Here is a 23,592-nt window from a genome sequence, read left to right on the forward strand (position 1 = left end):
GTTGTGTCATTAGGACAATTATGATGAAGATGGATAACGACGCCTTAAATGCTACGATGCAATCTTGGTGGCAACAAAACCAAGAAATTTTTAACTCCTTTACCCAAAGCCTGAGCCAACAAAGCCCTGTTCAACAAGCTTTAAACGAACAAAACAGCAAAGACTTTACCACCTGGTTGCAAGCCCTAAGCCAGCAACCTGAGACATTAATAAAAAATCAAACTAACTGGTGGCAACAGCAATTGCAGATAATGCAAAACGCGATGCAAACCAGTGACGAAAACGTTGCGCCTGTCATTAGTGAAGAGCGTGGCGACCGCCGTTTTAAAGACGAACAATGGCAACAAAACCCATGGTTTAACTACATCAAGCAAAGCTATTTATTATTTGGTGAATCACTGCTACAAAATATTCGTGATACTCAAGGGTTAGATGAAAAACAAAAAGAACGCCTTGAGTTTTTTGCCAGACAAACCATTAACTCGCTTGCACCCAGTAATTTTATCAGCACCAATCCAGAACTTCTGAAACTCACCCTAGAGTCAAAAGGTGAGAACCTAGTAAAAGGCTTTGAACTGCTTAAAAAAGACTTAGACAAAAGCCAAGATATGCTGCGTATTAGCATGACTGAAGAGCAAGCTTATAAACTCGGTGAAGACCTAGCCACTACCCCAGGTCGTGTGGTGTATCAGAATCATTTATTTGAATTAATCCAATACAATGCAACCACAGAGCAAGTACTCGAGACACCGCTATTAATCATTCCACCTTATGTGAATAAGTACTATATCTTAGATCTGCAACAGCAAAACTCGATGGTGAAATGGGCTGTAGATCAGGGCCATACCGTATTCATGATGTCGTGGAAAAACCCTGATCCAAGTATGGCACACATCAGCTTTGAAGATTATGTGGTTGATGGCGTGATAGCTGCCCTTGATGCCATCGAGAAACATATAGGCACAACTTATGTCAATGCCATGGGCTATTGTATTGGCGGTACTTTACTGACCACAACATTGGCTTATTTCACTGCGAAACGTATGAAGCAACGCATTAAAAGTGCGACCTTATTAACCACATTACTCGATTTTGCTCAGCCTGGAGAGATTGGTGTCTTTATCAATGAGCCAACAATTGCAGCGCTTGAGGCTTATAATACTGAAAATGGTGTCATGCATGGTCACTCACTCGGCACCGCATTCAGTATGCTCAGAGAAAACAGCCTGTACTGGAATTATTATGTGAATAATTACCTCAAAGGCAAAGCGCCTATGAATATGGACCTGCTTTACTGGAATGGTGACAGTACCAACCTGACTGCAGCATGTCATAATTTTATGCTGCGTAACCTCTATCTAGAAAACAAGCTGGTAGAGCCAAAAGCGATCAGTATTCGTGGTACTAAAATTGATTTGAGCAAGGTAAAAACACCAATTTATATGCTCTCTACGCGTGATGATCATATTGCGCTTTGGCAAGCCACATTTAAAGGTGTGCAAAATACCGCAAGTCCTGTGACTTTTGTGCTGGGTGAGAGTGGCCACATTGCCGGTGTAATTAATTCGCCTGAAACAAATAAGTACGGTTACTTCTATGGCCCTGAGGCCAAGGGTGAAGCGCAAGATTGGTTTGATAAAGCTAAGCATCAAACTGGGTCTTGGTGGCCTCACTGGCACCAGTGGCTTAACAATCTAAATGACACAAAAGTAGACGCGAGAGCAACACATACTGACGAAAAGCCAGGGATTTATGATGCACCCGGAGAATATGTAAAGGTTACACTTTAATGTAGCTGATAACAAAAAACCCGCCGAAGCGGGTTTTTTTAAAGCTTTAAATCAAAGAATTACTTCTTCTTTTTAACTGCTTTTTTGTTTGGTAGGTCAGTGATTGAACCTTCAAAGATTTCAGCTGCTAGACCGATTGACTCGTTCAGAGTTGGGTGAGCGTGGATAGTAAGCGCTAGGTCTTCACCGTCTGCACCCATTTCTACCGCTAGGCCGATCTCACCAAGCATTTCACCTGCGTTGATACCAACCATAGCACCACCGATAACGCGACCTGAGTCTTTATCGAAGATAAGCTTAGTTGAACCTTCAGTACGTGCTGAAGCGATTGCACGGCCAGATGCAGCCCACGGGAATACCGCAGTTTCAATGTTAAGGCCTTGCTCTTTTGCTTCTTTCTCAGTTACACCAACCCAAGCGATTTCTGGATCTGTGTATGCGATTGAAGGAATACATTTAGGATCGAAGTAATGCTTCTGACCTGAGATAACTTCAGCAGCAACGTGTGCTTCGTGAACTGCTTTGTGCGCAAGCATTGGTTGACCAACGATATCACCAATCGCGAAGATGTGGTTTACGTTTGTCTTCATTTGCTTGTCAGTGTTGATGAAGCCACGCTCGTCAACAGCTACACCCGCTTTTTCAGCGTCAAGTAGTTTACCGTTAGGCGTACGACCTACAGCAACAAGTACTTTGTCGTAACGTACTGGCTCAGCCGGAGCGTTCTTGCCTTCGAACGATACGTATAGACCGTCTTCTTTCGCTTCAACAGCCACTACTTTTGTAGAAAGCATTACGTTGAACTTGTTCTTAACGTACTTTTGGTAAATCTTGATGATGTCTTTATCCGCTGCTGGTACTAGTTGATCAGCAAATTCAACAACGTCGATTTGTGAACCTAGCGCACGGTAAACAGTACCCATCTCAAGACCGATGATACCACCACCTAATACAAGTAGCTTCTCAGGTACGTCTTTAAGCTCAAGGGCACCAGTTGAATCAATTACACGCTCATCTTCTGGGATGAAAGGTAGGTTTACAGGCTGAGAACCCGCAGCAATGATTGCATTGTCGAAAGTAACAGTTGTAGTACCGTTTTCACCTTCAACAGCGATAGTGTTAGCACCTGTGAATTTGCCGTAACCGTTAACAACGTTAACTTTACGCATCTTCGCCATGCCGTCTAAGCCACCAGTTAATTGACCGATTACAGACTCTTTCCAAGAACGGATTTTGTCTAGGTCGATTTGTGGAGCACCGAAAGTAACACCGTGAGATGCCATTTCGCTCGCGTCGTCGATTACTTTAGCAACGTGAAGTAATGCTTTTGAAGGGATACAACCTACGTTCAAGCAAACACCACCTAGAGTGTTACGTGATTCGATAAGTGTAACGTCTAAACCTAAATCAGCAGCACGGAAAGCTGCAGAGTAACCACCAGGACCACCGCCTAGTACAACAACTTGAGTTTTGATCTCGTTGCTCATGTTTTAACCTTAATATTTTGCGAACGGGTTATGCCAAATTGGCGTTGCCCTACTCGTTATACTCACTGCCATGTCATCCATTTGTCAGGAGGAACAAGGGGCAGACTAAAAAAGTGTGCGTCGATTGTATCAGAGGATACAAACAAAATCCCACTGAAAATCAGTGGGATTTTTGAGTTTTACATTACCAGCTGACGAATGTCGCTCAGGTAAGCTGCAAGTGTTGCAGTAAAGCGTGCTGCTAACGCACCGTCAATTACACGGTGGTCGTATGAACAGCTTAGCGGCACCATTAGGCGCGGCTCAAACTCTTTACCATTCCACTTCGGCTTCATGTCAGACTTAGACACACCTAAGATGGCAACTTCTGGTGCATTTACGATTGGTGTAAACGCAGTACCACCGATGCCGCCTAGGCTAGAAATCGTGAAACAACCGCCCTGCATATCAGATGCAGTTAGTTTACCTTCACGTGCTTTCTTAGAAATTTCCATCAACTCACGAGATAGCTCAATGATGCCTTTTTTGTTCACATCACGTACAACAGGAACAACTAGACCATTTGGTGTATCAACTGCGATACCAATGTTTACATACTTCTTAAGAATTAAGCTTTCCCCATCTTCAGACAGTGATGAGTTAAACGTTGGGAACTCTTCAAGTGCTTTAGCCGCGGCTTTCATTACGAATACTAGTGGAGTGATCTTCACGCCCATTTTCTTCTTCTCAGCCAGTACATTCTGCTCTTTACGGAATGCTTCTAGCGTCGTGATGTCTGCTTCGTCAAATTGCGTAACATGTGGGATCTGTACCCAGTTGCGGTGAAGGTTTGCACCAGAAAGCTTTTGAATACGAGAAAGTTTCTTCTCTTCAACTTCACCAAACTTGCTAAAGTCTACTTTTGGCCAAGGAATTAGGTTTAGCTCGCCACCACCCGTGTTGCCACCTTTAGATAGCTGACCTGATTCAACTTGCTTCACTAACTCTTTCACATAGTTTTGTACGTCTTCTTTAAGTACACGGTTCTTGCGACCCGTGCCTTTAACGCGCGCTAGGTTTACACCAAACTCACGCGCTAGACGACGAACTACTGGTGATGCATGTGCGTATTGGTCGTTCGCTATAAATTCATCTTTTTGTGCTGAAGCTGCAGGTGCCGCTGCTGGCGCTGGTTTTGCCGCTGGTGCTGCCGGAGCCGCTTTTGCAGGTGCAGCTGCTGGCGCCGCTACAGGAGCTGGTGCAGAGCCTTGCGTTTCAAATACAAAAACAAGAGATCCAGTCGACACTTTACCGCCAACTTCAACCTTCACTTCTTTAACATTACCTGCAAATGGTGCTGGTACTTCCATAGAAGCCTTGTCGCCTTCTACGTTTAAGATTGATTGGTCAACTTCAACTACATCACCTACCGCAACCATGACTTCAGTTACTTCAACTTCGTCACCGCCGATGTCTGGTACGTGAACCTCGATCAGTTCTGCCGCCGCTGCTGGAGCAGGTGCTGCCGCAGGAGCCGCTTCAACAGCTACAGGCGCAGATGCACCAGTTTCAAATACGAATACTAACGAGCCCGTTGATACTTTGCCGCCAACTTCAACTTTGATTTCTTTAACTGTACCGCCAAATGGTGCTGGTACTTCCATAGAAGCCTTGTCGCCTTCTACGTTTAAGATTGATTGGTCAGCTTCAACCACGTCGCCTACGGCAACCATGATCTCAGTTACTTCAACCTCATCACCACCGATGTCAGGTACGTGAACTTCTTTTAATTCAGATGCCGCTGCTGGAGCAGGCGCAGCCGCAGGGGCTGCTGGTGCTTCAGGCTCGGCTGCTGCAGGTGCTTCACCCGCAGCATCAAAAATCATAATTAAAGAGCCAGTTGCAACAGTATCGCCTTCAGCTACTTTAATTTCTTTCACTGTACCCGCTTGCGCAGCTGGCACTTCCATTGAAGCTTTATCACCTTCAACAGTGATAAGAGATTGATCAACTTCAACTGTGTCACCTACGTTAACTAGGATCTCAGTTACTTCAACCTCATCTGCACCAATGTCTGGAACATGAATTTCGATTGCCATTCTATCTGCCTCTTATGCGTATAGTGGGTTAGTTTTCGTTGTGTCGATATCAAATTTCTTGATAGCGTCAGCAACAACTGATGCGTCAACTTTACCTTGCTTAACAAGCTCTGTAAGTGCAGCAACTACTACGTAACCTGCATTTACTTCGAAGTGACGACGTAAGTTTTCACGGCTGTCTGAACGACCGTAACCGTCAGTACCAAGTACTTTGAAAGAAGCGCTTGGCATATAAGCACGTACTTGCTCTGCATAGTTCTTCATGTAGTCAGTTGCAGCAATTGCTGGAGACTCACCTAGTACAGACGTAATGTAAGGTACTTTTTGATCTGCTGCTGGGTTAAGCATGTTGAAGCGCTCAACATCTTGACCGTCACGAGCAAGCTCATTGAATGACGTTACAGAGAATACATCTGAACCGATGCCATATTCTTCGCTTAGGATCTGACCTGCTTTACGTACTTCGTTTAAGATAGTACCTGAGCCCATTAGCTGAACGTGTGCTTTGTCACCAGCGTTGTCTTCAAGCTTATAGATACCCTTACGAATACCTTCTTCCGCACCTTCTGGCATTGCAGGTTGTGCGTAGTTCTCATTCATTAGCGTTAGGTAGTAGAACACGTTTTCTTGCTCAGGACCGTACATGCGACGAATACCGTCTTGTAGGATTACCGCTACTTCAAATACGAATGTTGGGTCGTAAGAAATACAGTTAGGAATAGTACCCGCTTGAATGTGCGAGTGACCGTCTTCGTGCTGTAGACCTTCACCGTTAAGGGTTGTACGACCAGCGGTTGCACCCAGTAAGAAACCACGCGCTTGTTGGTCACCCGCCATCCACGCCATGTCGCCAACACGTTGGAAACCGAACATAGAGTAGTAGATGTAGAATGGGATCATCGGCAGGTCATTTGTCGAGTATGACGTTGCAGCTGCAACCCATGAAGACATTGCACCTAGCTCATTGATACCTTCTTGAAGTACCTGACCTGATGTTGCTTCTTTGTAGTAAGAAACGATGTCACGGTCTTGAGGTGTGTAATTCTGACCATGCGGATTATAAATACCGATCTGACGGAATAGACCTTCCATACCAAAAGTACGCGCTTCATCCGCAATAATAGGAACGATGTTTTTACCTACGCCTTTATCTTTTAGTAAGATATTCAGCGCACGTACGTAACCCATTGTTGTAGAGATATCACGCTTTTGTGCTTCAAGTAGTGGCTTGAACTGCTCTAAAGTTGGTAGCTCAAGTGCTTGCGTGAAGTTAGGTAAACGCTGCGGTGTATAACCGTGAAGCGCTTTACGACGTGAGTGAAGGTACTCATATTCAGCTGAACCTTCTTCAAGCTTCAGGTATGGTAAATCTTTGATTTGCTCATCAGATACCAAGTCTTCAAGACCAAGACGTGAACGAAGATGTTCAACGTGCGTCATGTCCATTTTCTTAACTTGGTGCGCAATGTTTTTACCTTCAGCTGCTTCACCCATACCGTAACCTTTAACCGTTTTAGCTAGGATTACGGTTGGACGACCTTTTGTCTCTTGCGCTACTTTGTAAGCTGCGTAAAGCTTAGATGTATCGTGACCACCTCGCTTAAGCGCGAAGATCTCGTCATCAGTCATATCAGCAACAAGTGCTGCTGTTTCTGGGTAACGACCGAAGAAGTGTTCACGAACATATGCGCCATCTTTCGCTTTATATGTTTGGTAGTCACCGTCGATTGTCTCGTTCATAAGCTGTAATAGCTTACCCGTTGTGTCTTTCGCTAGTAGTGCATCCCAACCTGCACCCCAAACAACTTTAATTACGTTCCAGCCTGCACCTTTAAATAGACCTTCAAGTTCTTGAATGATCTTACCGTTACCCATTACTGGGCCGTCTAGACGCTGTAGGTTACAGTTGATTAGGTAACAAAGGTTATCTAGCTTTTCACGCGCAGCGAAAGAAATTGCACCACGTGATTCTGGCTCATCCATCTCACCATCACCTAAGAACGCATATACGCGCTGCTCGTTCGTCTCTTTCAGACCACGACCTTCTAAGTACTTAAGGAAACGTGCTTGGTAGATTGATGCAATTGGACCTAGACCCATAGATACAGTTGGGAACTGCCAGAATTCAGGCATCAACTTAGGGTGTGGGTATGAAGAGATACCTTTGCCGTCTACTTCTTGACGGAAGTTATCAAGTTGCTCTTCAGTTAAACGACCTTCTAAGAAAGCACGTGCGTAGATACCTGGTGAAATGTGACCTTGGTAATAAACTAAATCACCACCGTCTTTTTCGTTTGGTGCACGGAAGAAGTGGTTGAAACACATCTCATAGAATGCAGCCGAAGACTGGTAAGACGCCATGTGGCCGCCTAGCTCTAAGTCTTTCTTAGACGCACGTAAAACGATCATGATCGCATTCCAACGAACGATTGAACGAATACGACGTTCAATTGTTGTGTCACCTGGGTATGCAGGTTCTTGATCTGCTGGAATAGTATTTACATAGTTTGTAGTAATACCTGTTGGCATATCAACGCCATCAAGACGAGCTTGCTCTAATACTTGCTCTAATAGAAACTGAGCGCGTTCAACGCCCTCTTCTTTTACTACAGACTCAAGCGCTTGTAACCACTCTTGGGTTTCTAACGCGTCTACGTCAATTTTATTGACTTCAGACATATGGAGTGTTCCTTATGTTTAAAATACGAATTTAATTACTTCTGGTTAATCTTAACGAACTCGATTGTTACTGGTACGTCTTAAACTACGTGCGATCCGCGAACGTTCTTTGTCCGCTTCAAGTAATGCTTCTTCAATAAACGCTAAGTGCGCGTTACTGGCTAATCGTGCTTGCTCCGGATTGCCTTCTATAACAGCATCCATCAACAATTTACGGTGCTCAGCAAGCTGTTCACTAACGTCGTTCTTTTGCACCAAAACTTGTAAGTTTTGTAATACGTTTTGCTCTAGTAAAGACTGCATGCCTTTAACAAGGTGTAGTAGCACCACGTTATGAGACGCTTCAGCCACTGCAAAATGAAATGCATTTATTGCTTGTGCTTTTTGCTCTAGGTCCCCGTGCACATCGGCGATATTGTCAAAACTTTGCTGAACTTTCTCAAAGTCTGTGTCAGTACCGCGAAGCGCTGCATAATATGCCGCGATCCCTTCTAATGCATGACGAAACTCCAGCAAATCAAATTGTGATTCTGGATGCTTACTGATCAAGTCAAACAGCGGATCAGTGAGCCCCTGTTCTAATTGATTCTTTACATACGTTCCGCCGCCTTGACGACGTGTCACGAGTCCTTTTGCCTCAAGCTTCTGAATTGCTTCTCGAAGAGAAGGTCTTGAAACCTCAAACTGCTTCGCAAGCTCCCTTTCTGGAGGCAACTTTTCACCTGGCATTAAAGAGCCCTCGAGGATCATATTCTCAAGTTGCTCTAAAATAACATCGGATAATTTTGCTGCTTTTATCTTTAAAGACATTGATCAAACGCCGAATTTAAGCATGTTGAAAAGACCATCTAACATCATATTGTTAGGTAATCTTAACCAAAAGGTAAATTGGTAATACCAAATTTGCGCATTACACTATCAAAAACCCGTGATACTGTCAAAATTCTGCACGGTTTAACCACAGCTTTTCTACAACCAAAGTCTAAACTTTATACAAATTTAGGAAAAACCACAGTACAAATTAAAGTGGTCTGACCATTAAGGGTTGCTTTTAATGTTCCAGTACTTGGACAGTCTAAAATTTAAGGGAGTAGGGGATACATTCACAAGTTAAAAAATGTAACTAATCGATATTTTGGTTTTTTAGGTAAGAAATGAGGTGTACAAATCCTATATATTATTCAATTGTCTGCCAGTAACAACTCTATTAGTTCTCATTTTTAGCTAAATTGCTTGCTCACTTACTTTTCTTGAAGTAACTGCCATTTATTTAATAGGGTTGTGTATTCTCCTGTCAGCTTAATTTTTTCCAGCCCTTGCTTAAGCTTCCGAGCGACCTCTTGATCGAGCTGCTTATTGGCAACAAAATGCAACTCGTTAGGGAAGCCTTTTAAACTTAGTTTTTCTTCTATCTGATCAGGGTCAAGTCCTATGCTTCTTAGCTCCTTATCAAGCGACAAGGTATTTGTTAACACAAGATCTGTTCTTCCTTTATAAAGCATATGGAGTAAGCTCTCAGGATCTGGCGCAAGCACTAAATCATGCTCAGTAGAAAACCCCGACTTTTCTAGATAGTAATGACTAAAATATCCTCGTACTGTACTGACCCTTAACCCTCGAGCACTCTTTAAATCAAATAATGGAAACGATTTTTTTTTAAGTCCAATTAGATAAGCATCTGCGAAATAAACACTGCCTAGAAAATTGAATTCATTGCTACGTTGTGGCGTTTTTAATAAGGAGACCATCAAAGTATTTTTATCTGACTTAAACTCTTTGAACGCGCGAGCCTGTGGCATTATTTCAACACGCCCTTGACATTGACACTCACTCAATACTTTATCGACTAACTCAACTAAAAACCCTTTTGGCTGCTTTTTGTCGTCATTGAAATGCAAGGGGTAGAGATCTTCGGCGACAAAGCGCAAGGTTTCTGAAGACCACACACTATTGGAAAATGTAGCTAATAACATACAAAAAATTGCTGAACAAAAACGGGCCATAGTGCTTCATACCTCCTAACATGCTAGCTCACAATGCCAAAACTGTATCAGATTTACTAGCCTCATAGCAGAGTAATAATCCTTAGAGCGGCTTTATTAAACTCCTTTAGGCGATTTCTGATTACGTTGAAATCTTTTACGCCACTTACTAAGCGCCATAATGTTTAGTCTTCAAAAGCTCGCCCCAATGAAGATTAAACAATCATTTTATAGAGCTAAATAGTGCAGTCTTATCAATAGCACTTTATCGTTTGTACAAACGATTTTTATAATCTTTTACTCTGAGCCAAAGCTTGTTCCTGGCTTATTTACCACCTAACATAAATAAGCCTATTTCGGCTTTATTTAGAAGGAAACTGATCATGAAATTGAATAAAAAGAAGTTAAAGAACTTATCGAATGCAAAAACCATTGATAAAGTTGCGACTCCTAACATTGCAGGTGGGTTTGGTTTTTCAACGCCACAAGGTATTTGCCCTATGAGTTATTTCCCTACCTGTGAAAATGTGGACGCATGTCGAAGGTAACCTCTTCATAGACACAAAAAAAGGAAGTCGCAGCGACTTCCTTTTTTCGAACAATTAATCACTGGCAAACTGATTACTTGGGTAGTGCAATAAAATATAACAACTGCAATAGTGAGCCATGACAAATAGCTGCATCGGCGTTTTCAATCACTTTTGGTTTGCCATGAATAGCCACCCCTGTTCCCGCTTCTGCCATCATCACCAAATCATTGGCACCATCACCAATGGCAATGGTTTGTTGTTTCGCTAATCCAAGCTGAGTGCGCGTCTTTGCTAAAATATCAGCCTTTTTCTGAGCATCGACCACATCGCCTAATACTTTACCCGTTAAACGCGCATCTTTTATTTCCAGCTCATTGGCATAAAAAGCATCTAGCGACAGTGGTGCTTGCAGTGCTTCTGCAAACCAAGTGAAGCCACCCGATGCGAGTATTAACTGCCAGTTATGGGTTTTTAATGTATGACAAAGATCTTGAATGCCCTCCATCAGCGGTAGGTTATCTTTTAACTGTTGGATCAAAGACAATTCAATACCTTCAAGTTTCGCCACTCGCTGATACAAACTTTCGCTAAAACCCAATTGCCCAGCCATTGCCATGGCAGTCACGCTAGCAACCTCGTCATAAACGTCGGCTAAACGTGCTATTTCATCAATACACTCAATTTCTATCGCCGTAGAGTCCATATCCATAATGAGTAAACCTGGCTGGCTCAAACTGGCTGGCTTTGATAAATAGGCACCTTCAAAACCATGCTCGACAGCAAAACTGCGCAGCTGTTTTTTATATTCTTTCGAGTCATCAAACTGTGCTTTAACGTTAAACGCTAACGCGGGTGCTAATTGTGCTGCAGGCTGATATAGGCTTACTGCATTGATATTCGTCTTACCAATAAACTCAATGGCATATTGCAAAAAATGTGTGTTCGCTTGAGCACCAAAAAACACGATGAAATCTTCACCCAATGGCAATGATTCAGACGCTTGCTCGACTAAGTGATCATTTTCAATCTGATACCATTTTGCTAAGGTGCATAAATCAGTGAGTGAAAGTTGCGGTGTAAGGTTAAAGCGAATACCAGCCATTGTGAGCTCCAAATTTAGTAACAATGCATTTGTAACATCATTCCAAAAGGCTGTCAGCACTCAATATGGATACTATGAAAAATACACAAGCACTTGATTTGATAACGTCCACAAAAAACCGACGCTTGATCCGTTTAATCATTGCTGCAGCTTGCTTTATCACACTGACTTGGATTGCCTTTAATACCAGTTTTCGCTCTCATCAACTGTTACATAACCAAGCGCATCAAGCTGCCCGAAGTTTGGCACAGCAAACAGCATGGAACGCCAGCTATTCAATGCAAAGCCAAGAGCTCGATAAGTTAGAAAAACTGACCAAGAATTTGGCCAAAGATCCCTACGTGTTAGGCGCTGCTATTTATGACCACCAAGGGCAACTCTTAACTAAAAGTGAAGGATTTCAAGCCGAGCCACTCAATCAAGGCATTGCAAAACAATTACCGGGGATCAGCAAATTAAAAGATGCCATCGTGTTACCCATTCTTGATGCGGATGATAAGCCCCTTGGCTTTGTAAATATGGTGTACTTAACCCAAGATGCCATGAGTGAAAGTCATCATCACTTTCACGAACTCGGTCGTATGGTGTTGCTGATGTTGATCATTACCTGTGTATTCACTTGGCAATTAGGGCGCGCGTTAAAACGTTGGGAAGTAAAGCGTCAAATATTAAAAAGCGAACAAGACGACGCATAAACTTGTTTGGCAATCTCAGACTCTGACTCACTGCGAATTGCTACTAGGCAATCAAATACTGCTTTAAGGCGTTCAGGTAAGTTTATCTGCCCTTGATAACCCGCAAGCGGCATTGAAGGCGCGTCAGTCTCAAGCACTAAGCTATCGAGTGGCACTAGTGCCAAAGCTTGTTTGGTTTTGTTGGCACGTTCATAGGTTATCGTGCCCCCCACGCCAAGTTTAAAACCCAGTTTGATATACGCTTGCGCTTGTTGCAGTGAGCCACTAAAAGCATGGATCACCCCACCCCATTTTGGCTGTACTTGCTTAAATGCTTGCATAATCAAATGATGGCTTTGCCTATGATGCACGATTAGCGGCAGCGACAACTCATTCGCAAGTTTTATATGCTTTGCAAAAAGCGTTTGCTGCTTTTCAATATCTGCAATACTCGCATCAATACCACACTCACCAATCGCCACCAGCTGCTCTCGATGTTCAATCGCCAAACTTTTCAGTTGTTCAAAATCACCATCTTGATGCTCAGCCATAAAATACGGATGAAGACCGAAAGCAATATAAACTCCAGGGTTGTGCAGTTTAAAACTCAGTAATGCTCCACTTTGTTTTGATGTGACCCCAGGTACAACAAAACCATGAATACCAAGCTGATTTGCACGGTAAACATGGTTTTGCAAGTCACCTTTAAACTCCTCGAAGTCAAGGTGACAGTGGGTGTCTATGAATTGCATATTGAAGCGAAGCTTAAGGATTTAATCTTTCAATAGCCCAGCTGCCATCGGCTTGTTTCACATACATAAAGCGGTCATGTAAGCGGTGCTCGCCACCTTGCCAAAATTCAATTTTAGTTGGCTCAACACAATAGCCGCCCCAAAAGTCTGGCAGTGGAATATCGCCTTTAGCAAACTTTGACTTCATGCTGTTAAAGGTTTGCATTAGCGCTTGACGCGATGACACCGGACGAGACTGTTGTGACGCCCAAGCTGCGAGTTGGCTCTCTTTTGGACGAGATAAGAAATACTTTGCTACAGCGCTTGTAGGCAGTGGCCTTGCTTCACCATACACAATCACTTGACGTTCTATGGCATGCCATGGGAAGTGTAAAGAAATCTTGTTATTGCTCTTTAACTCTTGTGCCTTGCGTGAGCCCGTATTGGTGAAAAATACGAAGCCATTTTCATCCAAATGTTTAAGCAACACGATGCGCTGTGAAGGCTGGCCGGTTTCATCAACCGTTGCTACAACCATGGCTGTCGGATCATTACTAAACTTGGCTTCAACCGCTTGTTTTAGCCAAGCCTCAAATTGCACAATAGGGTCATCTGCTAGCGTGTCACGCTGCAAACCACCTTGGGTATACTCGCGGCGAATGTCTTCTAATTTCATATTCGTTCCTTACTCGTTAACCTGAGCTTAGGTTAATAACAATCTGCTCTTAATTGGGTATAAAAAAGGCCGCAACAACATGCTGTTGCGCGGCCTATAAAACTCATTCAGTGAATGAAACAGATTACATCTGCTCCATCACTTCGATGCCCAGAAGGTCTAGACCGGTACGCAGCGATTTAGCCACTAAGTTACATAGTAGTAAACGGCTTTCACGCACATCAGCCGCCACATCATCTTTTAAGATTGGGCACGCTTCGTAGAATGTCATATACAGGCTCGCAAGCTCATATAAGTAACCACATAATACGTGTGGAGTCGCTTCGCTGATCATCAGATCAAGCACTTCTTCAAGCTGAAGTAGTTTTAACGCCAATGCTTTTTCTTGCGGCTCAACAATGTTGATGCTGCCAGCAAGGTTTGCACTGTCTACACCCGCTTTACGGAAAATGCCACTTACACGCGTGTAAGCGTACTGTAAGTAAGGTGCGGTTGCGCCTTCAAAGCTCAGCATTGTGTCCCAGTTGAAGATATAGTCACTGGTACGGTGCTTAGATAAGTCAGCGTATTTAACTGCGCCAATACCCACTTTACGCGCGATTTCGCTGCGCTCTTCTTCGCTTAATTCAGCTGTACGGTCAGCAATTTTATCTGCTGCACGGCTTACTGCTTCTTCAAGTAGGTCTGCAAGTTTAACTGTGCCACCCGTACGAGTTTTGAATGGTTTACCATCATCACCCATCATAGTGCCGAACAGGCTTGGCTCGTAGCTGGTTTTATCTTTTAACAGACCCGCTTTACGTGCTGTGATCTCAACTTGGTTGAAGTGTAAGCCCTGACGTGCATCTACAAAAATTAAGATACGGTCAACGTCTAGTTCGTTTGAACGGTAGTCACAAGCTGCAAGGTCAGTCGTTGAATATAAGAAACCGCCACCTGACTTTTGAACGATGAACACTGATGGCTCGCCATCTTTGTTCGCAAGCTCATCAAGGAATACTACTTGCGCACCTTGGTCTTCAACTGCGATGCCTTTTTCTTTAAGTAGCTCAATCACGCCTTGAAGACGGTCGTTATAAGCGCTTTCAGCTTTAATATCGTCACGGCCAAGTGTAACGTTTAATCTTGCGTATACTTCTTCAGAGTGTTTAACCGACGTGTCGATAAACATCTGCCAAAGTTTCTTACAGTGCGCGTCGCCACCTTGTAGTTTAACGACATAGTCACGTGCTTTGTCAGCAAAGCCTTCTTCATCATCGAAACGCTTTTTCGCGTCACGGTAGAAGCTTTCAAGGTCAGCAAGTGCTACTTTTTCAAGATCTACGCCCTGCTCAAGTAAATCTTCAAGGTGTGCGATAAGCATACCGAACTGAGTACCCCAGTCACCCATATGGTTTTGACGAATAACCGTATCACCACGAAATTCAAGGGTACGTACAACCGCATCACCAATGATGGTAGAACGCAAGTGACCCACGTGCATTTCTTTTGCAAGGTTTGGTGAAGAGTAATCAACCACAACTTTATGCGGGTTTGCGTGTTCAGCAACACCAAGTTTTGCATCTTGGTTTGCCGCTTCTAGGCTAGCAGCTAAAAACTCAGGCTTTAGGTGAATGTTAATGAAACCTGGGCCTGCAATTTCCGTTTTTGCAGCAAGATCGGCAACGTCTAAATTGTCGATAATCTTTTGTGCAAGTTCACGCGGGTTGGTTTTTAATGCTTTTGCAGCGCCCATTGCGCCATTGATTTGATAATCACCAAATTGCGGACGAGTAGATTGTGTAACCGCTGGGTTTGTGCCTTCAGGAATGCCCGCAGCGTGCATCGCCGCGTTAGCTTTTTCAATTAATAGAGTTTTGATATTCATTTTTTATCCTGTAACCCTTGCCAGCCTTCAATGCCAGCAAGGTTAAATTCGATTCAATTTAAGCGTTTATTAGTGTTCACGTGTATGGTGGAACTGAACATCAGGATAGCGTTCCATCGATAAGTTTAAGTTTACACGGCTTGGTGCAATGTAAGTTAAGTTATCACCACCATCAAGGGCTAAGTTAGCTTCACACTTACGTTTAAACTCAGCCATTTTCTTATCGTCGTCGCAGGTTACCCAACGCGCTGTTTGTACCGACACACTCTCGTAGATTGCATCCACGTTATATTCCGCTTTCAAACGGGCAACAACCACATCAAACTGCAGCACACCAACCGCACCTACGATTAGGCTATTATTTTGTAATGGTCTAAATACCTGTACCGCACCTTCTTCTGAAAGCTGAACTAGGCCTTTTAATAACTGCTTTTGCTTAAGAGGATCTTTCAAGCGAATGCTACGGAATAACTCTGGCGCGAAGTTTGGAATACCACTGAACTTAAGCTTCTCACCTTGAGTAAAAGTATCACCGATTTGGATTGTACCGTGGTTATGCAAACCTATGATGTCACCGGCAAAGGCTTCTTGCGCACGTTCACGGTCACCGGCCATGAAAGTAACCGCGTCAGAAATACTGACTTTTTTGCCAATACGTACGTGGTCCATTTTCATACCTTGGGTATATTTACCCGATACAATACGCATGAATGCGATACGGTCTCGGTGTTTCGGGTCCATGTTCGCTTGAATTTTAAATACGAAGCCTGAGAACTTTTCTTCTTCTGCTTTGACTTCACGCTCTTCTGTTTGACGTGGCATTGGCGTTGGCGCCCACTCAGTCAAACCGTCAAGCATGTGGTCAACACCGAAGTTACCTAATGCAGTACCAAAGTAAACTGGCGTTAGCTCACCTGATAAAAATAGGTCGTGATCAAATTCGTTTGATGCGCCAATTACTAACTCTAATTCTTCACGAAGCTGTTCGGCTAATTCATCACCGATCTCTGCATCTAAGTCTGGGTTATCTAAGCCCTTAATGATGCGTTTTTCTTGGATGGTATGACCTTGACCGGTTGCATATAGAATCGTTTCATCACGGTGAATGTGATACACACCTTTAAACTCTTTACCACAACCAATTGGCCAAGTGATAGGCGCACACATGATGTTAAGTTCAGTTTCAACTTCGTCCATTACTTCCATTGGGTCACGGATGTCACGGTCAAGCTTGTTCATGAACGTCACGATTGGCGTGTCACGTAAGCGCGTTACTTCCATTAGTTTACGTGTACGGTCTTCTACACCTTTCGCTGCATCGATCACCATCAGGCATGAGTCAACGGCTGTCAGTGTACGATAAGTATCTTCAGAGAAGTCTTCGTGTCCCGGAGTATCTAGCAGATTCACCAAAGCATCGTTATACGGGAACTGCATCACAGAGGTTGTAACAGAGATACCACGCTCTTTTTCCATTTCCATCCAGTCAGACTTAGCGTGCTGGTTTGAACCACGGCCTTTTACTGTACCGGCTTTTTGTAAAGCCTTTCCGAATAAAAGTACTTTTTCTGTGATGGTGGTTTTACCCGCATCCGGGTGCGAGATAATCGCGAAAGTCCGTCTTTTCGAGACTTCCTGAGGAATTGAAGCGTTTGACATCGATTAAAATCTTCTCTTAAGTTGAGCACAGCACAAGTAAAATGAAATTACTTGCCCTGCTCAGGCTGTGAATATCAGTTAATCGACTATTTTCGCTTATCTTGCCAAGATACTCAATCGTGCAGCGGTTTTTATAACAACTTTTTCTTTTTAAATAGTTAAGTTTTTTCTGTTTGCAAACCTAATTGCACCATGTCGCATTGTTCATCACTTGAACGGCTGTAAACAACAGTGATCTGATAAAATACAAAACCGCCCATAACCAAATGCGAAACCGCTAAACCAATAAATAATCCCATATTGCCAAATAGGTTAATCCCCAACACAGCCAAGAATGGGATAAGCAATAGACGGTGACAAGACAAAAACACCATGGCTTGTTTACTCTTGCCCATGGCATTTAAACAAGAGACATACACCATAGACATACCTAAGCCGACATAACTAATGGGCAAGAATTGAATGAAGTATTTTAACAAGGTAATTTGCTGACAATCGGGGCAGATCCCAGCAAATAGCTGTGACTGAAATAGATAAAGCAAGACGGCTATCACACATTGCATAGTAACAATGAGATAAAACGCACTTTTTAAAATACTCACAGCACGTTTTTTATTATTCGACCAATAATTGACGCCGACTATTGCAGGCAATGAAGCGGTCAGCACCATAGGGATCAATAAAGCCAATGCTTCTATTTTAAAGGTTAAAGCAAATACTGCGATAAAAGCCGCATCAAACTGGCTGGCGATATAAGTTAATAGCGCAAGAGAGCATGCAGGCATTATCTGCTGGCAAATAATGAGTACCGTATCTAAATTGCCATTTACTGCTTTGCTTGATGAAAATAAACTCGATTTATGCCTAATGAACACAAGACTTAAACCAATCACTGCAAATAGAACATCAACAAAAGCATGCAACTCGCCGAGAGAGCTTAGCAAATAAAGCTCGCTTTGCTGAGCTAATACTAACAACCCAATTGATTTACACATCATCCAAAGCAATAAATACAGTGCCGAGTACCAACAATCATTTAGCGCTCTGAGCGCGCTGCTAACTTGCCAAATAATCACTAGAGCAAAGAGTGTGCTGATCCGCACTGTTAAAAACGACATGATCTCTGAAGTAAACTCGGCAGACGGCACGTCCGATAAACTACTCAACCACTCAGCTAAACCAAATAAGGCAAGCACTTCGTCTAATGTAAGCAATAAGAAGATAGATACAGCGGCGCTGGCAAAGACTCCAAAGCGAATATGAGCAAGCAATCCTTTATTTTGCTGCTCGACCAATTGCACCATCGCCATATTTGTTCGAACCGACAAGGCAACAGCAAAAGCCATCAAGATTACAAGTAAAGGCTGGGCATACCCGTAGAGCTGTAGTAGCTGCTCATTAGTATTGGCTATCACCGACGATTCGGCTAGATCGTAGGCCAGTAGAAAACAAATCGCTGGCAATAAAATAGCGGTGGTTTTTCTTAATAGCTGCCAAGGCGATGCACTTAGATAACACAAAGTTTGACTCTGCTGCATAGTATCAATCCATTTCTTACGTCTTAAACTAAGACCACTAACCAAGGTTTTTATTACAAAATAACTTTCAGTGTTTGTAACAAAGTATGTGTTTAGTGTTCGAGCTAAGACGTTTTTTAATTTAGATTTATCCTAAAAGCAGGGCTAAAAGAAAGCAGGTAAACTTTTGTAAAACTTATTGCCCTCCTTAAGTAGCTCAACCCTTATGTTGCATAGAAAAACTTGCGATTTAAATACAAATAACTGACACTCAGCTCCCTTAAAAGGAGTGCGCTATGCAAGTCACCAAATCGTCTATTTTTGAAAATCATCTCGCGCTTGAACTCGTGGTGCTTGAGTTCGATGCAGAGAGCTTTGTGCCTCAAAGTTTCGAACAATTTAAACAGCCTCTCCCTGAGCGCATAAAAAAAGCCGTTCATAAACGCCAAGCTGAATATTTGGCAGGCCGGATTTGTGCCACTCAGGCATTAACAGCACTGAATTTTGAAAACCCAATAGTCCATACCGCAGATGATAGAGTGCCAATTTGGCCGACTGGTACCTTTGGTTCAATTACCCATACCAAGGGCATTGCTGCTGCGATAGCTGGTTTGCAAAATCGCGCCACAGCCGTAGGTATTGATGTCGAAAAATTGATGAAAGATAGTCAAGAGACAAAACTGCAAACGCACATATTACGAGATGACGAAAAAACGCAATTTCATGAACTTGGTAAGCAAGTAACACACCCCTTAAGTGTTATTTTTTCTGCCAAAGAAAGTATTTATAAAGCCCTCTACCCTTTTGTGAAAAAATATTTTGGCTTCGATAAAGCAAAGTTAATTGCATTTAACGAGACTGTTTTAACTTTTAAAATAATGCATAACTTAAGCAAACAAGTACAAACAGGTTTAGAAGTTAATGTTTACTATCAAATTATAGATGACCTTGTATTCACTCAATGTTTATTTGAAGCAAAATAGTTGCTTTATTAAACAAGTATGAACATAGCGCATATGACTTGTTAAAAAAGCTGCATTGTCTTAGGATTAGATACTTGGGCTTTGTTCCATTATGCTAACAAGAAGAACATTTAGGACGTTATTTAAATCGCATGAAAACCAGCAAGTTAAGTATAAAATTATTATGGTACATCACTCCATTAGTGATTTTACCTTTGCTGTTTTTAGGTGGTTTCACCTTGACTAACGTTACTAGTTCAACACAAAAACAAGCAAAGCTCACTGTAAGTCGATTTGTTGAACAGCAGCATCAGAAGATGTTCAACTATATTGAGATTTATCAGTCAACCACCAAACTGCTCTCAACTTCTCCTGTATTAAGCGATTTTCTCGCAATAGATTTTGAAACACCTTTTGAAAAAACCGCTCGGCTTGGCGCTTTAATGGATGTATTTGCAAGTTACAGTGATGCCTACCCTGACATATTAAGCATTAACCTAGTTTCACCAGAGGGTGAATCAAAAGCGTACTATGCGAATAATTTAAATCAGGCACCACAAAGTTATCCGTTTTTTGAGCAAGTAAAAAGTAGCAGTATGCGGCAGCAGAAATTCATGGTGCCGACTGAAAACAACACCACACATATTTATCTTGTACAGCAAATTTTCAGTGTTGATTACCAGCTCAAAAGACCAAAACAACAAGGCTACATCATAGTTCAAGTTGACCCGTCAGTAATTCACTCAAGTATCTTAGAGTCTCCATACAATAATACCTTAAACTTATTGGTTACTCGGCAGGGTGAAATCTTGTTCAGCTCAGACCCGAGTCTGTATGCACAATCATTGAACAACGAAGAAACTCAAAAAATACAAGCAACCGCTGAGCGCAGTACGCTGAAGTCAATTAAATTGTCTAGCGTCGATAACATAGAGCGGATGGTTTATGCTGTTCAGCTTAGTGGCGGATATTATTATTTATCGAGCATTCCGAAAGCGCTGCTGTATCAATCAGGTAAAGCAATTAGTTTGATCACTGCTTTGATTGTCATTTTGTCGGTGATAACTCTCCCTATCTTGATTTTTATAGTGGTAAGGAACCTACTTTTAAACCCAATTGAATTACTAGGTGCTGCCAGCCATAAGGTCGGTGATGGTAATTTATCAGTCTCTTTACCTGAACAAAGCAACGATGAAGTTGGACTTTTATTTAGAGACTTCAACCACATGGTAAAACAGATCAGAGATTCTCAATCTGAACTTAAAACCTATAAGTTACACCTAGAAGAAATGGTTGATGTCCGTACTGAGGAACTTGAACAAACAAATCAACAACTCGAAATTGCTATTAGGGAAGCTGAGCAAGCGAGTGATTTAAAAAGTCGTTTCTTAGCCAATATGAGTCATGAGATCCGCACCCCTCTGACTGCGATTATGGGTTTCACCGAGCAGTTGATCATCAACCCGCAAGCGACCGCGAATCGAAACCACTTAAGCACGGTACTGCGAAACTCAAAGCACTTGTTAGAGCTGATAAATAACATACTCGATTTATCAAAAATCGAAGCTGAAAAGCTTGATGTAGAGCATCGCCCATTCAAACTTCAGCCTTTACTTGAAGATGTTGAGTCGATCATCGCGCCACTAGCACAAGAAAAACAGCTATCTTTTTCTATGGACTACCAATTTCCGTTGCCGCGCTCCATTTACAGTGATATTACTCGCTTAAAACAAATCTTATTAAACATTACCACCAACGCAGTGAAGTTTACCGAGTATGGTGGCATACGTTTAAGCGTTCGATTTATTCACCAAAGTCAAAGCGTTGAGTTTTTCATCGAAGATACTGGTATCGGCATGTCTGATAGTGAAATCAAACGTGTCTTTAAACCTTTCGAGCAGGCTGATAGCACCACCACACGCCGCTTCGGCGGTACCGGTTTAGGCCTTTGTATTTCCAAGAATTTAGCGCAGCTACTTGGTGGTGATGTAGAAGTTTTGAGCGAACAAGGTATGGGCAGTAAGTTTACTATTCGAGTTCTAGCAAACTTCCCGAACGGTGATTACCAACTTATCAATAAGTTGGAGGAGTCTGCGCACATTCCCGATGCTTCACAAGAGCTTGCAGCAACCCAATTTGATGCCAATATTCTACTCGCCGAAGATAACCCTGATAACCAAGAGCTGATCTGTCTACTGCTTGATGCATGGGGAATTAAGCCAGACATAGCTAATAATGGCGCTGAAGCAGTTGAGAAAGCGCTAGTTAATGATTACCAACTGATTTTGATGGATATGCAAATGCCTGTCATGGGTGGCCTAGAAGCCACAGAAATGCTCCGGCATGCGGCCTATGATGGCCCTATCATCGCCCTCACTGCGAATGTCATGAAGCATGATGTTGAGTCTTACCTTGCTGCTGGCTGTGATGCAACCTTGGCAAAACCAATCGATAAGAAGCAACTTGGCCAAGTACTTTTAGAGCACCTACAGATCCAGGCCGCGAGTCAATCTAAGTGGGATTCTCTATTAGCCAGTGAAAAGTTTGTACAAATAAACAAAAATTACATGGAAAAGCTGCCTGACTATCTTAAACAAGTGCAACACTATTATGATAATCAGGAGTGGGAGTCGCTCAGAGCGCTTGCTCATAGCTTAAAAGGTAGTGCCGGCTGCTTTGGCTTTATGAACATTCACAGCGCTGCTGAAGAGCTTGAAAATAGCTTAATGACCAATCAGCAGGCTCAGTGGCAGTATACGCAATTGAATCTATGTGAAGCCATCAAGTACACCTTGGCACAACAGCAGCAAACTGTGAATTAAATGCTTTTAAAAGAAGCTTCTCGCCATTAACACTGCGTGCTCTTTACCCTCTTTCGCTGGGTAATAGTTTTTCCGTAAACCCACTTCTGAAAAATCGAACTTTTGATAAACCGCAATCGCGCTTAGGTTTGACTCTCTTACTTCTAAGAAACAGTTTTCTGCTTGGCGTTCTTGCGCCTGCTCCAGCAAGTGAACCATCAGTTGTTTCGCATAACCCTGCCCTTGGTACTGGGGGGCGACGCAAATATCCATCAAAGTATGATCAGGCCCAACCTGCTCGGCAATATAAAAACCAACCAATTCATCACCTAACAATAAACCCGCATTGTAGTATCGACCACCTAAACAGGATTGCATGGTTTTAGCACTCCAAGGGAAGCTATGGCACGCCTCTTCAATATTCATAATGCTTTCAAGCGGCATGTCATTAAGCAAGCCCGTAACTATTTTAGTTGTCATGTAATAACTTCCATAACGCACGTTTGTGCTCAACCGTGAGGTTCACCGAAGGCAGAGTAAGAACATTGTTCTGCAGCTTGACGCTATCGCCCTTTATTATTTCAGCAAAGCCTGAGGGCTGTAGCAATAATAAATCAGCATGTAATTGATAAGGTAGGGTTAGTAACTCATGTTGCCCAGTATGCAGCTCAGAAGGCATATCACTGTGATCAGCCGAAGTCGTTTCAGACTCAGATGTCTCTGGAGCAAAATGTGAATTGAGTTTAAGTGGTGTAATACCTAAAACATCAGCATGCAATGCGCGCATAGTTAAATCTTGAAGAATTTTTTTGAGAATATAAAGGTTTGTAGCAGAGAAAGCAAAGTAAGAAGTGGCAGGGGCGGCAGGACTCGAACCCGCAACCATCGGTTTTGGAGACCGCTGTTCTACCAATTGGAACTACGCCCCTGCAATGACGTCGCATTATAGAGAGGTTTTTTTAAAGGTAAAGTAAAAATTTCAAAAAAACGTTCAACTGCGGCTTTAATAAACAAAAAGGCGAATATTTTACCTATTCGCCTTTTTAATCATCAAATT

At 42.7% G+C, this 23,592-nt stretch carries 18 protein-coding genes and 1 tRNA gene; 5 read left to right on the plus strand and 14 right to left on the minus strand.

The features are described 5' to 3' along the window. Positions 1-23 precede the first annotated feature (23 nt). Positions 24-1,790, plus strand: coding sequence for a class I poly(R)-hydroxyalkanoic acid synthase (gene phaC / locus ACXAC4_RS12420; protein WP_475164120.1), 1,767 nt, complete (start codon positions 24-26; stop codon positions 1,788-1,790). Positions 1,791-1,849: 59 nt separating this feature from the next. On the opposite strand, the gene lpdA is transcribed toward phaC, so the two are convergent. The 5 genes from lpdA to ACXAC4_RS12445 all read right to left on the minus strand — a co-directional run bounded on the left by lpdA (position 1,850) and on the right by ACXAC4_RS12445 (position 10,007). Then, a complete protein-coding gene (lpdA, locus tag ACXAC4_RS12425; RefSeq protein ID WP_138482652.1) occupies positions 1,850-3,277 on the minus strand; it encodes a dihydrolipoyl dehydrogenase in 1,428 nt (475 codons plus the stop codon). 179 nt (positions 3,278-3,456) lie between these two features. Next, on the minus strand, positions 3,457-5,355 hold the full coding sequence (gene aceF / locus ACXAC4_RS12430; RefSeq protein WP_475162029.1) for a pyruvate dehydrogenase complex dihydrolipoyllysine-residue acetyltransferase: 1,899 nt from the start codon (positions 5,353-5,355) through the stop codon (positions 3,457-3,459). Positions 5,356-5,367: 12 nt separating this feature from the next. Beyond that, the gene (gene aceE, locus ACXAC4_RS12435; RefSeq protein WP_475162030.1) at positions 5,368-8,034 is read right to left on the minus strand and encodes a pyruvate dehydrogenase (acetyl-transferring), homodimeric type; all 2,667 of its coding nucleotides are present in this window, start codon (positions 8,032-8,034) and stop codon (positions 5,368-5,370) included. 51 nt (positions 8,035-8,085) lie between these two features. Continuing rightward, complete coding sequence (gene pdhR / locus ACXAC4_RS12440) at positions 8,086-8,844, minus strand: pyruvate dehydrogenase complex transcriptional repressor PdhR (protein ID WP_138567073.1); 759 nt, start codon at positions 8,842-8,844, stop codon at positions 8,086-8,088. A gap of 431 nt (positions 8,845-9,275) precedes the next feature. Next, positions 9,276-10,007 (minus strand): substrate-binding periplasmic protein, encoded by a 732-nt coding sequence (locus tag ACXAC4_RS12445; RefSeq protein ID WP_475162033.1) that lies wholly within the window; start codon positions 10,005-10,007, stop codon positions 9,276-9,278. A gap of 392 nt (positions 10,008-10,399) precedes the next feature. Here ACXAC4_RS12445 and ACXAC4_RS12450 point away from each other — a divergent pair, with 392 nt between their 5' ends. Beyond that, complete coding sequence (locus tag ACXAC4_RS12450) at positions 10,400-10,564, plus strand: hypothetical protein (RefSeq protein WP_157599090.1); 165 nt, start codon at positions 10,400-10,402, stop codon at positions 10,562-10,564. A 73-nt stretch (positions 10,565-10,637) separates the two neighbouring features. Here the strand turns inward: ACXAC4_RS12450 and serB are convergent, their stop codons facing one another. Continuing rightward, positions 10,638-11,648, minus strand: a complete 1,011-nt coding sequence (gene serB / locus ACXAC4_RS12455; protein ID WP_475162041.1) for a phosphoserine phosphatase SerB — start codon at positions 11,646-11,648, stop codon at positions 10,638-10,640. Positions 11,649-11,722: 74 nt separating this feature from the next. Here serB and ACXAC4_RS12460 point away from each other — a divergent pair, with 74 nt between their 5' ends. After that, positions 11,723-12,343 carry an AhpA/YtjB family protein gene (locus ACXAC4_RS12460; protein ID WP_475162045.1) on the plus strand — a complete coding sequence of 207 codons (621 nt, stop codon included), beginning with the start codon at positions 11,723-11,725 and terminating at the stop codon, positions 12,341-12,343. Here ACXAC4_RS12460 and ACXAC4_RS12465 read toward each other — a convergent pair. The 5 genes from ACXAC4_RS12465 to ACXAC4_RS12485 all read right to left on the minus strand — a co-directional run bounded on the left by ACXAC4_RS12465 (position 12,310) and on the right by ACXAC4_RS12485 (position 18,793). Beyond that, positions 12,310-13,074, minus strand: coding sequence for a TatD family hydrolase (locus tag ACXAC4_RS12465; protein ID WP_475162049.1), 765 nt, complete (start codon positions 13,072-13,074; stop codon positions 12,310-12,312). The two genes, ACXAC4_RS12460 and ACXAC4_RS12465, sit on opposite strands and share 34 nt — an antisense overlap. 13 nt (positions 13,075-13,087) lie before the next feature. Beyond that, positions 13,088-13,729, minus strand: coding sequence for a pyridoxamine 5'-phosphate oxidase (gene pdxH, locus ACXAC4_RS12470; RefSeq protein ID WP_475162050.1), 642 nt, complete (start codon positions 13,727-13,729; stop codon positions 13,088-13,090). Between the two features lie 124 nt (positions 13,730-13,853). Beyond that, positions 13,854-15,596 (minus strand): arginine--tRNA ligase, encoded by a 1,743-nt coding sequence (gene argS / locus ACXAC4_RS12475; protein ID WP_475162052.1) that lies wholly within the window; start codon positions 15,594-15,596, stop codon positions 13,854-13,856. A gap of 69 nt (positions 15,597-15,665) precedes the next feature. Beyond that, positions 15,666-17,255: a peptide chain release factor 3 gene (gene prfC / locus ACXAC4_RS12480; protein WP_058030675.1), complete on the minus strand. Its 1,590-nt coding sequence runs from the start codon at positions 17,253-17,255 to the stop codon at positions 15,666-15,668. Between the two features lie 158 nt (positions 17,256-17,413). Then, on the minus strand, positions 17,414-18,793 hold the full coding sequence (locus tag ACXAC4_RS12485) for an MATE family efflux transporter (protein WP_475162054.1): 1,380 nt from the start codon (positions 18,791-18,793) through the stop codon (positions 17,414-17,416). Between the two features lie 275 nt (positions 18,794-19,068). Here ACXAC4_RS12485 and ACXAC4_RS12490 point away from each other — a divergent pair, with 275 nt between their 5' ends. Continuing rightward, positions 19,069-19,755: a 4'-phosphopantetheinyl transferase family protein gene (locus ACXAC4_RS12490; RefSeq protein ID WP_475162056.1), complete on the plus strand. Its 687-nt coding sequence runs from the start codon at positions 19,069-19,071 to the stop codon at positions 19,753-19,755. Positions 19,756-19,886: 131 nt separating this feature from the next. Further along, positions 19,887-22,556 (plus strand): ATP-binding protein, encoded by a 2,670-nt coding sequence (locus ACXAC4_RS12495; protein WP_475162059.1) that lies wholly within the window; start codon positions 19,887-19,889, stop codon positions 22,554-22,556. Positions 22,557-22,562: 6 nt separating this feature from the next. Here the strand turns inward: ACXAC4_RS12495 and rimI are convergent, their stop codons facing one another. The 3 genes from rimI to ACXAC4_RS12510 all read right to left on the minus strand — a co-directional run bounded on the left by rimI (position 22,563) and on the right by ACXAC4_RS12510 (position 23,464). Further along, positions 22,563-23,015, minus strand: a complete 453-nt coding sequence (rimI, locus tag ACXAC4_RS12500; RefSeq protein ID WP_475162060.1) for a ribosomal protein S18-alanine N-acetyltransferase — start codon at positions 23,013-23,015, stop codon at positions 22,563-22,565. Next, positions 23,005-23,322, minus strand: coding sequence for a hypothetical protein (locus tag ACXAC4_RS12505; protein ID WP_475162063.1), 318 nt, complete (start codon positions 23,320-23,322; stop codon positions 23,005-23,007). The genes rimI and ACXAC4_RS12505 overlap by 11 nt, the downstream gene beginning before the upstream one ends. Positions 23,323-23,387: 65 nt before the next feature. Beyond that, positions 23,388-23,464, minus strand: a tRNA-Trp gene (locus ACXAC4_RS12510). Positions 23,465-23,592: the final 128 nt, after the last annotated feature.

The sequence above is a fragment of the Pseudoalteromonas sp. AWM4_233 genome, assembly GCF_056158285.1.

Bases quoted from the DNA above. Each gene is read 5' to 3' on its own strand.
- pdxH (WP_475162050.1), bottom strand. From the start codon at position 13,729: ATGAAATTAGAAGACATTCGCCGCGAGTATACCCAAGGTGGTTTGCAG.
- ACXAC4_RS12495 (WP_475162059.1), top strand. From the start codon at position 19,887: ATGAAAACCAGCAAGTTAAGTATAAAATTATTATGGTACATCACTCCA.
- aceE (WP_475162030.1), bottom strand. From the start codon at position 8,034: ATGTCTGAAGTCAATAAAATTGACGTAGACGCGTTAGAAACCCAAGAG.
- ACXAC4_RS12445 (WP_475162033.1), bottom strand. From the start codon at position 10,007: ATGTTATTAGCTACATTTTCCAATAGTGTGTGGTCTTCAGAAACCTTG.
- ACXAC4_RS12450 (WP_157599090.1), top strand. From the start codon at position 10,400: ATGAAATTGAATAAAAAGAAGTTAAAGAACTTATCGAATGCAAAAACC.
- lpdA (WP_138482652.1), bottom strand. From the start codon at position 3,277: ATGAGCAACGAGATCAAAACTCAAGTTGTTGTACTAGGCGGTGGTCCT.
- prfC (WP_058030675.1), bottom strand. From the start codon at position 17,255: ATGTCAAACGCTTCAATTCCTCAGGAAGTCTCGAAAAGACGGACTTTC.
- ACXAC4_RS12485 (WP_475162054.1), bottom strand. From the start codon at position 18,793: ATGCAGCAGAGTCAAACTTTGTGTTATCTAAGTGCATCGCCTTGGCAG.
- serB (WP_475162041.1), bottom strand. From the start codon at position 11,648: ATGGCTGGTATTCGCTTTAACCTTACACCGCAACTTTCACTCACTGAT.
- ACXAC4_RS12490 (WP_475162056.1), top strand. From the start codon at position 19,069: ATGCAAGTCACCAAATCGTCTATTTTTGAAAATCATCTCGCGCTTGAA.
- phaC (WP_475164120.1), top strand. From the start codon at position 24: ATGAAGATGGATAACGACGCCTTAAATGCTACGATGCAATCTTGGTGG.
- pdhR (WP_138567073.1), bottom strand. From the start codon at position 8,844: ATGTCTTTAAAGATAAAAGCAGCAAAATTATCCGATGTTATTTTAGAG.
- aceF (WP_475162029.1), bottom strand. From the start codon at position 5,355: ATGGCAATCGAAATTCATGTTCCAGACATTGGTGCAGATGAGGTTGAA.
- argS (WP_475162052.1), bottom strand. From the start codon at position 15,596: ATGAATATCAAAACTCTATTAATTGAAAAAGCTAACGCGGCGATGCAC.
- ACXAC4_RS12465 (WP_475162049.1), bottom strand. From the start codon at position 13,074: ATGCAATTCATAGACACCCACTGTCACCTTGACTTCGAGGAGTTTAAA.
- ACXAC4_RS12505 (WP_475162063.1), bottom strand. From the start codon at position 23,322: ATGCGCGCATTGCATGCTGATGTTTTAGGTATTACACCACTTAAACTC.
- ACXAC4_RS12460 (WP_475162045.1), top strand. From the start codon at position 11,723: ATGAAAAATACACAAGCACTTGATTTGATAACGTCCACAAAAAACCGA.
- rimI (WP_475162060.1), bottom strand. From the start codon at position 23,015: ATGACAACTAAAATAGTTACGGGCTTGCTTAATGACATGCCGCTTGAA.